Below are 13,822 nucleotides of genomic sequence, written 5' to 3'. Positions count from 1 at the left end.
CTCACCTCAAAATAGTATCGCCAATGGTGACCGTTAGCTCGTCACCTTCGCGTTCATACGTTACAAGATAGATCCGTGACGAATCATCCGGATTTCGAAGATAGGTTCGAGTAGGTTGTGGAAATAGACGCCCGAGAGAACGGATCACCGATGCGAGAAGGTAGTCCAGAAATTCGTCACCCAGACTGACATGAATCTGCTCGGTCATAGAAGATGCCTCGGCCTCCATTTGACGTAGCCGCTCTGAGAAGACGCGCTCCATGTCCTCTTGGGACTCGTCCATTGACGTGATACGCTCAGTCAGCAGATCTCGTAGTTCCGTATAGTTCAAGAGTTCTTCTGAAGGCTCAGGTTTGGGCGGTAATGGCTTGACAACGCCCTTAGGATAGTCTTTTGCAATTCGTTCCAATCGTGCCTCAAGCGGCTCAGGGGGCGTTGGTTCGTAGAGCGAATCGGTTGGACTCCCAGATGCTTCAAGTTGACTCTTTTTCTCCTGATACTCATGCATCTTGGCCTTGTATTTCACATAGTCCACAGCATAATCAGAACGCGCTCTTTGGGAGAGTTCCTCACGCATCCTATTTCGCTCGATTATGGGGGCATTCTCAGTCTCAATACGAGCACATTCTTCCTCCCATGCCTTGACCTGTTGATCAAAGTCATTTTGACGCACCTCGGCCTCAAAAGACACACGCACTACAACCGAACCCGCAGATACAACAGTCCCCGCACGCTCATGAACCACTTCCTGAAATGATAGTAATTTCTTGGAGAGAGGAGTTGAGGTATCGGTCCCAACCTCGAATATCTTTAACCAGCGCCTTGCCTCCTCACGCCATTCTTCAGGTTTTTCGGGAGTGTTTTCTACAGCCGAATAGAGCTCGGTCATAAGATTCGAACCTGCAACAACACGGTCGATGACTTGCGTGATAAACCCGCGAGAGAGCAATGTCTGAGCGATATCGGGTACTATCTCGGCCACTAGGGTCTCAAGAGAGTCCAGCATCTCCATGAGAGTCGTTCCATGGGGCGTCAGACTGCCCTCCTGCTCATACTTTCTTTTTATCTCGGACCTTGCAATATTGGCCACATCAGTGAACTCGATAAGATCCCACATGTCAATCTGACCAAAGACCTCGATCATCTCTCGTGCAATAATTGAGACGATCTCTTCGAATGATTCCTGCCCAGACCGCTGATACGCCTTTCTGTCAAAAATAGCATTCAACTGAGCATACAGTTCAGAATAGAACTTCTCAAACAAGACTAAGGAGACTTCATCAGTGTCGGGTGTGATTGATTCCGCCCTGAACTCGTGTAGGGCCGCAAGAAAGGCCTTTCGTGCCGAGTTGACCAAAAGATACTGGCGCAGTTCATCAGCAAAGTAGGAGGCCACACGTTCACAGTATGGAAGGAAATGTGTCACAGAGCTTCGCATCTGCCATGCTCTGAATTCGGTATCAGTGGGGAACCGTCGTTCAAGGGATCTGACAAGATTGTCAATCAGAGATTCTGCAAAAGAGGTTTCGAACTCGTTTAGATCGTTGCCCATAAGGGACCTCTTGAACTCAGCATGGTGACCTGCAAGATCAAGCGTCATCCCCGAACGCAGATGAGAGTCCGTGGCATTACGGATTGCTTGGATCACTCGCCCCATAATCTTAGTGAACTCGGCAGCCTTCCCACGAAGATTCTGAACCTGTGCAGGAGCCACCTCATCTGCACCGATAAACTCGGTCAGAAACTTGATAGCAGTACGGGCGATATCCTCCTCTTCGATTGCATATGCATAGGAATTAAGCTCAGAGAGCACCGCTTGCCCAAGACGTGGTATTTTCATGGCAAGGGTCTCAACTCCAAGCGGTGTGAGAACGCGGTGTTTGAACTTTGCAACTATCTCATCTTCGGAACCGGTTGGAAGGAGAAAGTCTCGGCTTGTCTGCCGGATAATCTTAATCCCAGGAGGCGTTGTTGTAAAATCATCTCGGCACTCTAGTCGAACAACCACTTGAGGCTCGGTATGTTCTTTGCGGATTTGAATGGAGTCCCAAGAGCGCTGGAACCTTCGATCGAGAAGATCCACATATAACACATTATTGAGCCGGTCACAGAACTTGCGCAAAACCTCAAGCCCCTGAGTCTCGTATTCGAGACCATTAGCATTCACAGCCAGCTCGATATCTGCAATCTTCTTTGAGACCCGTTTTACATAGTCATCCATTCGGAAGGGATCAATCATCCCTCGCTCCCAACCTAACACACTCACGTGCGAACCGACTCCGCCAGCAATACCCCCACCTGCAATCAGAAGCTGCTCTGGCACAAGCCCAATCCCTGATGCGTGCTCGAGTTCCCATTCCATGGAGAGGATCTCAAGATCCTCTGAGGTATAGAGTGCATCACGGACAGCAAAGGTCAGGGGAGCAACATTCATCGCCACTTCGTCAGAGTTCTGTTGCATCATGCTTCCAGAGCCTGCAACAGTACCAAGAGGATAACCTCGGCGCGTAGTTAGACCAAGGACAGAGAGAGAGGCCAGACGAATGGCTTCAATTGTACTCGGGGTCGATGGCTGTGATCTTTCGGAACCGCTCAATATTGTGACCTCCAAGGAAAGTACGAATTAAACTAGACATCAAATAGTCAGACTCGTAAATAAAGTAGATTACAATCGATATCTTGAATCTTGTGTGTCTGTTCGCGCTGCCGAGTGAATGTATAGAGATGTGATAATGTGCCCTACGTTTTCCATAGCTGGCTGGTGCAGCCAAGTAGAATATGTATGCACCGAGTCAAGAAGGCCAGCTACTATCATCCAGATGTTGGACTTGATTCAATATAGACTTTGAATAGGAGAGAATAGAATCCATTCTTGTTTCTAAAATATCATAGTCATCGGGAGAAGCTTTTGACTTTAATGGGACACTAAGGATTTTAATGGATTCTCCAGTACGTACATTAGCCCTTCGTGTAAGATCGTAATAAGCAGATTGGACCGAAGTTAAGCTTGAACCCAGTAAGGACTGGAGAGCCTTATGCCGCGTCTTAAATTCTTTTGACCCCAATAATAATGTGTCCGCAAAATAAAATGTGCTAATACCTTCGTGAAGATAGAACGATGCTGCATTGTACGCATTATGGGATGACACCAATAGGGAAGCTTCTTCGAGATTTTCATATGCAGACCATAGTGTTTGTACTGCAAGTTTGTGGTTCAAACGCACATCGATGGGTTCCCCTAAAAGTAACTTACCGTTGTGTATCCTAGACCAGATTTTGAAATGATCTTTGCTGTCCAGCGAGCGTTGAAAATTTTGAGGCGTGTGAACATTGAAATCGAATAGAAGACGACCTTGAATTTGATTGTTTGCCTTTGTGATATTAGATAATAACTTATCTCGGGTTGACGATGCATTAACAAGTACTTCGAGATCAATATCAAAATTCATACTATTCATACTGCGAGAGCCGTTTACAAGTGAACCACAGAGGTAGACGCTGATAGCATAATCACGTACAAGCTTCAGTGTGGGGAAAATAGTTTCTTTCAACCGTTTCGAATAAACATATTGTAATATTTCTGACACAAACTCATCTTCGTTCTGATCAGGCAAATGAAATCCCTCATATGCAAAGAAGCGCCGGGAAAGCAAGTAGATGCTTTATCCCGGCAGACAGCACTTTGATGCGTTTATGATGCTGCACAGGTGACTTTCAAATCATAGACTCCTCCAAGTCCGCCATTGGCAATGTAGACTTTGATGTGATAAGTCCCCGATCCACTGTAGGTGATACGCTCGTATCCACCACCGCCGCGGCTGTTCACTGTGTAAAGCAGCTGATAGGATGAAGAGTACACCTTGAATCCGACATCGAACTCGGATCGTGAAGGAACAACCATTATTGTGATCTCATGTGTTCCGGTGACATCGAATCTGAAGTAGTCATAATCGGTATAAAATGCATTTTCGTCGTCATACTTTAGAGTTGCATCTTCTCTATAAGGAGCACTACCTAGATAATAATTCCAAGACACATCTTTCTTTTCTAGGTGCGCTTGAGCATTTCCATGAACGATTGGATTCGCGCTGGAACTGATTTTTCCGTTGGCATAGTCCCTACATTGTTTAAAAGAAGCACCATTTGCTGCTGCGGACCAGAAGTACTTGTCGAAGGTAGTGGCTTCAGAGTTAGTTGGGGAACCTATCCATCCAAAGAATGCCTCAGCTCCATTGTTAAGTGACGTATTTGATAGATAAAGATGCACAGAGCTTTCCTGAGCCGCATAACAGCCTGATTGACACGCGGATGCATAGACGAGTATTGCTTGATTCATGTTTGAAGGTATATCAGAAGGATAAAACAGATCTCCATTAGGGCCTTGCGGCGCAAGAACGGTATAAGATCCCGAAAACCCACCATGTCCAATATATACGATGACATTTTCCCAAGACCAATAGTAGCTCATCGTGCTCACTGTTGGTTGAGATTGACGATTTGGTAGATAATTGTCAGCATCCAAAGTAAAATCGGCCCAATCAGCACTCTCTTCAAAGTCAGTACCACCATCGCTCACTACAGCAAAACCATAGTATGATCGAGGCCCATCAATGTTTACAACATTACCTGTATAGGCGCTAATAGAGATTGAAAGGAGTTCAACGCCATTATTAATCTCCGAATATTTCCAGACAGGTATTAGACAATGGTCGTTACGAGAGGATACTAATTGTTCATGGGGACCAATAATATCGGCAAGCGCAGAAATACCTGCAATTCGTACCATCTCTTGGTATGAAGGGGCATGACGAATAGGTGCAACCATAGGTACAGGTGACCATGATAAATCGATACTAATGAGGCTGCGTGTGGTCCTATCAAGTTGAACAATAAGATGATCACCAACAATTGGTATAGAATCTATCGCGTGAAACCATACAATTTTCCATAATGCCCCATCATTGCGCACATCTGAAAGTACACGATCTAAGGGGATAGTAAAGTGCCCATTTTCATGTAGTTGTTGAAGATACGACTCTGCAATCATGACAGCAGTATCCGATGTTGTAATTGCTGCCGCTGGACTACAAGTCGAGGTATATGTTCTACCATCGAATAGTGATAAGAGAGTGTAATCTTTTGCTGACAAATGAATTTCAACGAGTTCATTTTCTGGTCCAATCCAGCGAATGTTCCAAATTGGTTCACCCACGCCCAGAAGCTCGCATTGATCAATAATGAATGTTTCATCAACATTCATTAGATTTGTTGCAATACCAAGAACAGTATCCCTCAATTCATTCTCTTGATGGTATATCTGTTGATGAGCAGCTATTTGCCATTCAGCCCCTAGACTAAGGAAGCTGAGACCTATAAATAAAATGAATAAAATGGTATAGTTTCTAGCATTTTGATAAACATACATGACTCATTTCTCCATCCCTTCCTGCAAAAACAGGGAGTGGGATTCATTAGTATAGGAAGTATTTGAATATTTTCGTATTCTGATTAATAGTGCATTGACTGAGAAAAGAACACACATGATCTTCAAGAAAAACCTATCATCTTGATGACGACCCGCGAACAAGGACAAACGTTTCGAACAGAGACGTACCCAGCGCAAAGAAAATAACAATAAGTATGAAGAACGATGTGGCCAATGACAATAGTGGGAACAGGTATAGGACGGACAAAATAAGCAGGGTACCATAGAATATTGAATAGAAGAGGAATCGTGGAATAAGGCGTTGCCGCATATAGATGTAAAATCGAAGTTCACCTACAAGTTTCTCTTTGATTACGCTATATTCACCCAAGTCGGTCTCGTCCACCAACCCTGCATCACATAACTTCTTCAAATGGTACTTTGCAAGGCTTACACTTGAAAATCCGGTGCCTTCCTTAATCTGACGCGCAGTCTGGGGCGCCTTTTGTATTAAGAGCCATCTGTATACTTCAAGAGTACGACCCTGTAATTGGTGCCGCAAGGCATCATCATCATCGGAAATCAAACCCAACACCTCCGTCAAGAGTATCTGTCATTCCAGATTATATTATACATCGGTAACCAATCACTTTTTTCATTAGGACAAATATGATAGAAGCTGATGCAGCAGCCACAGAAACTATCCATAACACCGTAATTGGGTCTTCAGAACGGAGGGGAGGGAGGTTTATCTGTTCACGAAAGAGTTGTGTTTCCAAGACCTCACCAGTGAATGCATCAATAAGGATGTCCTTTCGACCAAGATCCTTGTTAACAACTATCCGCCACACTAGACGTATTGCATCATCATTTTTAGATACCGAGCTCATACCAACATCGCTCACAGTTAAATTGGCGAGGATCACTGGATAATCTGAACTGGAATTCAGAAATGAACGAGCGATTTCGAGAGCACGCTGAGAGGTGATTATCCTCGAGAAAGACATATCACCAATATCACGCCACAAGTAATGAAATGCACATACAACAGCGGAATATGGATCAACCTCAATAAAAATTCCCTCAAGAGAATAAGCATTAAACGGGATCTTAGATACAAAGGGAACTCCACCGATTGTATGTAGGAATGCAAGTACATATGGTCCGGTGAAGAATTGAGATGGTGGGGAGGGGCTAGTATTCAGGAATCCGAGATAGCGAGCATCTTCAGGAATCCTAATGTTATTGACCTTAAGAAAAGAATTGATTGTAGTGATTGCAACTGATGGATCAATGTATTGATGTGTGCCATTATAATCGGGATTATGAATTGGGGTTGAGAGAACACTTAGATGAATTACAGCCCCACTAGAGGCTGAAACCCAGACTTCAAACTCGAGTGAAGAGTAGAAAAGAAACATCCTCCATGCAAAAGCACGATCGAGTAGACCAAGATGTGTTACATTATTAATATCCCCAACCCATGGATAATTGAATTTCACAAAACTCAAAGCAGACGCTACTGCGTCATCTTCAGAAATCAAGGGCTGTAAATTTGAGTAGTTCACAATAAGAGGGTGGACGCTTATCACATAAGATGTCATATTTTGAATTCTTGCGTCATAGCCAATAAAATCAGAATACGGACTTTCTGCAACAGAAATGCCGGGTGACTCCCGAACAACAGGAAGGCCAACGGACAGACTAGTCACAAAAAGAGCTAAAACAAGTGCTAGACTCATCATCGCAACGATAGTCTTACTGCTCACCGCCATAGTATTATCCTCCATACTTTCGACTGTTTATTGTGATAAACAGGGGGCTATATGTATGCATAATTTTGACTTAAGACTAACTTTTTCTAGTTCGAGAGAGAATAAAGAAATTTTATACTACTTTCCACACACCCTCATATTCGTGAAGAAGACCCGCCTCAGTCAAATTCCGGAGAGCCACTGAGATAGTGGTTGGCAAGAGGGCATGATGACCAGTAGGTATCAAGACGCCATGACCCTGAATAATATCAAATGCGATCTGCTGAATGTCCGCCTCTTCGCGAGCTGCGATCACCTGCAACACGGCATCCTGAAATTCTTCAATCCCGGCTAATGCACCTGAAAATTGCAGTGCAATATCATTGAAGAGATAGAACGTGTCATGAGCAGGAAGCAGATATTCAATGGTCAGCTTGGATAACGACTTCAAAGCAATCGAACGTGCGCTTAGACTGCCACTTAGATCAACAAAGAACTTACGTGGGTCATTTGGATAATTATTGACCTCATCACCTGAGAACAACGCGTGCACCCGGGGAGAGTAAAAGGCACAATGACCAGCAGAATGTCCCCGCGTGCTGATGACCCGGAAACTTGTCCCGCCAATATGCAGATCATCCCCGTGCTTGAGAAGACGGTCGGGTTTGATGCCTCGATAGTTCACACGCAATGGGGTCCTATCCACCTTCATTGCAAGACGACCAGCAGCATCGAGCAGCAAGCGCTCCTTAATGAACCGTGATGGGTTCTCAAGAATTGGTGCATCACCCTCATGAATCATGACAGGCGCACCAGTTGCCTTCTTCAAACGGGCAGCTCCACCAACATGGTCCGGATGACCATGTGTGAGAACGATAGCAACCACATTCTGCCGGGGATTATAACCCAAGCGATCGATTGCGTTCAAAATCTCTTCGCCGGGATGACCGGCCGTACCCGGGTCAATGACTGCTATCTCATCATTATGAATGAACAGGTACGATTGGATGAAGCCAAAGTTCTCAACAAACTTTCCCTTGACAACATAGACTCCTTGAGCGATCTGTGTAGCTGGCATTGTTGCATATGAGTGACTCGTCACTTACTTATCATACTATCTGAGAGGGAGCCTTAATCAGGAACTTGGTATAACGTGTTATTGATGATGAATGCTGATGAAGTCACGGTGATCCTGAGAGATATCAGGAGCAGTCTTGGATATAATCGCGGCGTCATGCCAGTAGTTGAGGATGTCTTCACTCATTCAGACGGTTCGCTACATGTGGTACTTCCAGATAGAGCAGAGAAGAGTATGTGTCTTGGCCCAGGTGGGCGCATTGCCTCAGAATTTACCAAGCGTGTCGGGAGCCATACTACATTCTATGGACGCGACGAACTAAGAGTACGACAACATAGACTAGAACTGACTCTTCGTAGATGCGATGAACTGGAACGGACTATCAGTGAAAACCAACGACGAATGATCATGGTACTACGTGACCGCGTCAGAACGGAGTTGGACTATCCTGAGAGAGAACCGAAGGTGATCCAATCATATCAGTGTGATACGGCTGTGGCATTTTCAGGTGGCAGTGATAGCTGCGCAACCGCCCTGCTACTTAAGGAGATGGGGCTATCGCCAGTACTGCTCACAGTACGCCTTGGAGAAGAGTTTCTCAACAGAAGAGACCAGGACCACATTCGCCAGCTTGGAGAAAAGATTGGACTCGCTCATCAATTTGTCGAGCCGGAAGCAGACCATCATCTTATTGCAGAGCGAGCAAAGACCGGAGACCTACATCCCTGCGGACCATGCCACGAGAGCATGTACAAGGCACTCTATCAGTACGTCAGAAAAAGCGGACATGATATCCTAATCACTGGCGAGCTACTACCTACAGGAAGACAGGCAGTTGTCGTAGATCAAGACCTGCTTGTAGTACACCTACCAGCCGCACTTGCCATGTCAAAGTTTAGAACTGGGAGGATCTGCAAACATGCAAAGACCGAGCCATTCGGCGGACGGTATGGCTGCAGGTTACTATCTAAGGTACTGAGACCACAATGGAGCATGCTGGGACCTTCAATATTTAGAATCCTTCGTGAACTCGAGGCGGGAATCCTCACGACCGGCCAAACACTGGAACAAATTAAAAAAATCGTGAAGCCCGTGTTTCATTCGGAGAAGAATAGGCAGAATCAATAGGAAACTTGCTTCGAAGATCGGCCTGATTGTTGAAAGACCAAGGTGAGCTATATTTTTCACCACGCACGTGAGGTCTGATGTATGAGAGGTGTCTATGTTCTCATAGTAGATGTGCCAAAGAAAATAGAGGCCCGCGTGGGGGCAATGGGAGGTCTCTCCTTTGATAGAGGAGAGTGGGCCTATGTTGGTTCCGCAATGGGCACGGGATCCACAAGTATCGAGAATAGATTGAAACGCCACTTTTCAGAAAACAAGACTGTGCACTGGCATATAGACTACCTACTTCAAGCGGGAGGAAGAGCCAGATTTGCCATCTGGTCCCAGAGCGAGATCAACAGAGAATGCGATGTGGCCCACGCGCTGGGAGAACATATCCTATTCGAGCCGGGACCAGCAGGCTTTGGAGCGTCTGATTGCACTCGACACTGTGGCACACATATGTTCCATTTTACAGGAGGGAAGGATCTTGAGCAACAGGTTCGAGGGGTCATGATCGGCCTTGGACTGAAGCCAGAGGTGATGAGACCACGCTGACTGAAATCGTCATTGTTAAAAGTAAAAGTGGAATACAAAACAAAAGCGGAGGAAACAGTGCATGCCGAATTGGGCCAGTGTTTTTCAAGAACTAAAAAATAGTGAAACCGTCTTTACAGTCTATCTGCGCTATATGCAGAAGGATACTCTTGCCAAGATCCCAAATGTCAAAGTGAATGACATTCATGATGATCATGTACGCCTCGAAAATGAGGCCGGATTTGGAATTTTGGGCTATGATGATATACTCTACATATCGATTCCTCGACGCTGATCATATCGAGTAATCTTAGAGTCGAAGACCAATTATGTGGCCCACTGCAAAGAGAGACGGCGAATAGTATCGTCAGTTGGCAGACCTGTCTCCAGATCCCAGCCACGTAGTCGATAATAGTCATCGAGCATTGGATCGAGATGAACCACCTGCCCTTTACCTGGACCCTCGGGCATTGGGTCTTTGAGGAATCGTTCAGGTAATTGATCATCTTTACGGGTTATCCCCTCACGTGCATTGAACAGACGCTTTAGGGTGACCTGTCGCTCTGCAATCTCGGTGAGCCGCTCGGTGCTTCCAAACTCAGCAATCCCAGTAGCAAGTGGAAGCATCTCAGCGAAGTCGTCCATCCAAAAGATAGGAGGCCATGATACGGAATACCAGCAGACAATGAGTGTATCTCGAATGCAATAGGTGTTCTCGGTCTCAACTACTGCTGTCGCCTTGTACTTCTCGGTATACGGATTAATGATCTCGGGTAATTTGTCACGCCCCCACCGTTTTGCCGCAACCTCTTCATACCCCAGTTGGTCAACAGTGACCAGACTGCGAAGATGATCTGCACCACGAGCACCAGTAGCGTGTGAGAGACCTATACTGCGATGTGTACGTCCATCTTGGCCAGAGATCTCAAGACCCTTCACATGCATCGCATATTTTTCTGCACCCTTACCAATTCGCCGTGCTGCCTCTCGACTCCCCTCTGCAAGAAGGTCGCCGAACCCCTCGCGTTTTCCAATCATCTCAAGTAATTGAATGACGAGGGCACTATCATTCCACTGTAGCTTCAGACCTCCCGTATCTGCCTCGGTAATAATCCCCTGTTCAAAGGCCTCAATAGCAAAGCCGATGGTCGTTCCTGCGGAGATCACATCCATACCGTATTTGTTGCAGATCTGATTTGCTCTCAATGTAGTGGGGTAGTCGGCTATTCCAAGCGTGCTGCCAAAGGCCATCAGACCCTCGTACTCCGGACCTTCTTCCAGCGTTCCTGCGAAGGGGCCATCAGGAATGTAGTTCACTTTTTTACAAGCTAGACTACAACCGAAACACGCTCGATCTGAGATTGTGTAGCGGGGTCGAATGTAATCGCCGCTTAATTGTTCCCAACCGGGGAAGACACCCGTCCGGTGATTGTAGGTGGGAAGCTCGCCGATCTCCTGTTTCACGGCAGTGAGTATCCAAGTTCCCCATTGCCCCATCTCTTTGGCCTGGGGATTGACGCGGACACGTTCCTGAGCACGCTTGGCCAAGGCCACAAATTCCTCATGATTTGCAACCCGGACGCCCCCATGCCCGCGGATTGCAATGGCCTTGACATTCTTCGAGCCTAAGATAGCACCCATCCCAGTACGTCCTGCGGCCCGAGCGTGATTGACAATTAATGAGGCGAACTTCACAAGCCGTTCACCAGCAGGACCCACGGCAGCAACCTGCACATCAGGATCGCGTTGTTGTTCCTGAATTTTTACAGTTGCTTCGGAGGTGCTGAGACCCCAGAGCTTGGATGCGTCTACAAGTTCAACATAATCGTCCTCAACCAAAATATACACCGGCCTCTCGGACCGGCCCTCCACGACCAGTAGGTCATATCCGGCATATTTTAGCTCCGGGCCAATAAACCCTCCAACGTGGCTCTCAGCCCATATACCAGTCTGAGCACCCTTTGCTACAAAAACTGAGCGGCCACTCATCGGCCATAATGTTCCGGTAATGGGGCCTGTCGCAAAAATCAGTTTGTTAGCCGGAGAGAGAGGATTGGTACCACTTGGAACTTCTTCATAGAGAATTCGAGCGGCGAATCCATCGCCACCAATAAATTGGCGAATCCAATCTTGTGGAATCTTATCAACCCGTACCGTATCCTGCGAGAGATTGACACGGAGAATTTTACCAGTATAACCACCAATAGACATCTTCACTCCCCCTTACTTGGCCTTCGCAGTTCTTTTGATCTCGGCCACGTATGCTTTTAATTTTCCATGACGCTCGACGACCGCAGTCTGAGCAGGAGTTCCATACGTGATAGCCCCAGTTGGACAGATCTTCACACACTCGGGATCGCCCCCACAATGGTCACATTTGATGATCCTCATAGCAACTGTGTCAAGGCGAATCACTCCATGAACGCAGACTCCAATACACGATTTGCATAGTATACACTTGTCATGATCAATATACACCATCTTTGTAACAGGATCGCGCCGCATCGCATAGACAGGACAGACTTCCACACACGGAGCCTCTTCACAAGGTCCACACACATTCGGAACATCAAGTCCCAGATCATCATACTTGACGATTCTTAGACGAGCAAGACTCGGTTGAAAGACGCCTTCGTGTTTTGCAGAACAGGCTAGTTCGCATAGACGACAGCCAGTACATTTTGTGTAATCAACAGACAGTTGCTTCTGCAGAGTGACCACCTCTGAGGGACTCTCAACAATAGAGCACGCCTCTAAAAGGATTCCGAACCATTGTTTTTAAGCTAGTTGTCGATTCGTGGCCACTTCTTCAGAGAAATGCTCAGGACACTTGTACGGTCCATCCAAACTTGTCAGGGATCTCACCTGACTGAAGTCCCGTGAGGGTCTCATAGAGCCGGCGTGTGAGAGCACCGACCTCACCACCGTCGATCTTGTAGGCGGTCCCTTTGTAATAGAGTTCACCAATAGGAGCGATGATTGCAGCGGTTCCAGTTCCGAATATCTCTTCAACACTACCATCCTTAATTCCCGCAATGACCTCATCGATAGAGATTTTGCGTTCTTTGACGGTCACACCCCAATCACGAGCCAGCTGAATGACAGAATCACGAGTGATTCCCGGGAGTATCGCCCCATCAAGAGGGGTAGTCGCCAGCTCGTCCTTGAACTTGACAAACACGTTCATAGTCCCACATTCTTCGATGTACTTGTATTCCAGTGCATCAAGCCATAGAACCTGCGAATATCCCAGATCATTGGCCTCTTGCGTGGCTAGAAGACTTGCAGCATAATTGCCTATTGTCTTAGCTGCGCCAACTCCGCCTCGCACCGCCCGAGCATATTTGTCACTGACGAAGACCTTGACAGGTCGGAAACCCTCCTTAAAGTATGGTCCCACCGGGCTCAAGATGACGTAAAAGAGAAACTCTTTTGCGGGTTTGACGCCTAGTCGGGCTTCTGTTGCAATCATGGTGGGACGGATGTAGAGCGAAGTGCCCTGCTCTTGGGGAACCCAGTCCCGCTCTAGTCTCACAAGATCTTTAATTGCATGAAGAACAAACTGTGAATCAATCTCGGGCATCACGAGGCGTCTTGCAGAGGCATTAAGTCGTTCAAGGTTCTTTTCCGGGCGAAAGAGAAACACCCTGTCACCTCGTCGATAGGCCTTCATTCCTTCAAAGATCCCTTGGCCATAATGAAGGACCAGCGCAGCGGGATCAAGCGCAAGCGGATGGTAGGGCACTATCTTTGGGTCATGCCAATGACCTTCAGAATATTCCATTGTGAACATGTAATCGGTGAAGAGCGTTCCGAAGGAAATGTTCAGCGGATCGTCAGGCAGACTACCGCGTTTCTCTGGAGGGACTAGGTTGACCTCTATTTCCATTGTTTTCACTCAGAATAGTTCGTTGTTATTCCTAC

The 13,822-nt window shown here is 46.6% G+C and carries 12 protein-coding genes; 3 read left to right on the top strand and 9 right to left on the bottom strand.

From position 1 onward, the window contains the following. Position 1: 1 nt before the first annotated feature. The 6 genes from K9W43_03495 to K9W43_03470 all read right to left on the bottom strand — a co-directional run bounded on the left by K9W43_03495 (position 2) and on the right by K9W43_03470 (position 8,281). The gene (locus K9W43_03495) at positions 2-2,596 is read right to left on the bottom strand and encodes a hypothetical protein (protein ID MCF2136282.1); all 2,595 of its coding nucleotides are present in this window, start codon (positions 2,594-2,596) and stop codon (positions 2-4) included. A gap of 196 nt (positions 2,597-2,792) precedes the next feature. Then, positions 2,793-3,614, bottom strand: a complete 822-nt coding sequence (locus K9W43_03490; GenBank protein MCF2136281.1) for a hypothetical protein — start codon at positions 3,612-3,614, stop codon at positions 2,793-2,795. Positions 3,615-3,691: 77 nt separating this feature from the next. Then, positions 3,692-5,425, bottom strand: coding sequence for a hypothetical protein (locus tag K9W43_03485; GenBank protein ID MCF2136280.1), 1,734 nt, complete (start codon positions 5,423-5,425; stop codon positions 3,692-3,694). Between the two features lie 136 nt (positions 5,426-5,561). Next, positions 5,562-6,011 carry a helix-turn-helix domain-containing protein gene (locus K9W43_03480; protein ID MCF2136279.1) on the bottom strand — a complete coding sequence of 150 codons (450 nt, stop codon included), beginning with the start codon at positions 6,009-6,011 and terminating at the stop codon, positions 5,562-5,564. A 37-nt stretch (positions 6,012-6,048) separates the two neighbouring features. Beyond that, positions 6,049-7,200: a PepSY domain-containing protein gene (locus K9W43_03475; protein ID MCF2136278.1), complete on the bottom strand. Its 1,152-nt coding sequence runs from the start codon at positions 7,198-7,200 to the stop codon at positions 6,049-6,051. A gap of 112 nt (positions 7,201-7,312) precedes the next feature. Beyond that, a complete protein-coding gene (locus K9W43_03470) occupies positions 7,313-8,281 on the bottom strand; it encodes an MBL fold metallo-hydrolase (GenBank protein ID MCF2136277.1) in 969 nt (322 codons plus the stop codon). A gap of 60 nt (positions 8,282-8,341) precedes the next feature. On the opposite strand from K9W43_03470, the gene K9W43_03465 reads away from it, so the two are divergent. The 3 genes from K9W43_03465 to K9W43_03455 all read left to right on the top strand — a co-directional run bounded on the left by K9W43_03465 (position 8,342) and on the right by K9W43_03455 (position 10,193). Continuing rightward, positions 8,342-9,385: a hypothetical protein gene (locus K9W43_03465; protein MCF2136276.1), complete on the top strand. Its 1,044-nt coding sequence runs from the start codon at positions 8,342-8,344 to the stop codon at positions 9,383-9,385. A gap of 81 nt (positions 9,386-9,466) precedes the next feature. Further along, entirely contained in the window at positions 9,467-9,919 is a 453-nt protein-coding gene (locus K9W43_03460) for a GIY-YIG nuclease family protein (GenBank protein ID MCF2136275.1), read from the top strand. A gap of 61 nt (positions 9,920-9,980) precedes the next feature. Beyond that, positions 9,981-10,193: a hypothetical protein gene (locus K9W43_03455; protein MCF2136274.1), complete on the top strand. Its 213-nt coding sequence runs from the start codon at positions 9,981-9,983 to the stop codon at positions 10,191-10,193. A gap of 32 nt (positions 10,194-10,225) precedes the next feature. Here K9W43_03455 and K9W43_03450 read toward each other — a convergent pair whose 3' ends face one another. The 3 genes from K9W43_03450 to K9W43_03440 form a co-directional block, all read right to left on the bottom strand. Then, positions 10,226-12,109 (bottom strand): aldehyde ferredoxin oxidoreductase family protein, encoded by a 1,884-nt coding sequence (locus K9W43_03450; GenBank protein MCF2136273.1) that lies wholly within the window; start codon positions 12,107-12,109, stop codon positions 10,226-10,228. A 12-nt stretch (positions 12,110-12,121) separates the two neighbouring features. Further along, entirely contained in the window at positions 12,122-12,619 is a 498-nt protein-coding gene (locus K9W43_03445) for a 4Fe-4S dicluster domain-containing protein (protein MCF2136272.1), read from the bottom strand. A gap of 100 nt (positions 12,620-12,719) precedes the next feature. After that, a complete protein-coding gene (locus tag K9W43_03440; GenBank protein MCF2136271.1) occupies positions 12,720-13,787 on the bottom strand; it encodes a branched-chain amino acid aminotransferase in 1,068 nt (355 codons plus the stop codon). Between the last annotated feature and the right edge of the window lie 35 nt (positions 13,788-13,822).

Source organism: Candidatus Thorarchaeota archaeon (genome assembly GCA_021498125.1).
Classification (GTDB): Archaea; Asgardarchaeota; Thorarchaeia; order Thorarchaeales; family Thorarchaeaceae; genus B65-G9.
This window is presented reverse-complemented; position numbering and strand designations above follow the sequence as displayed.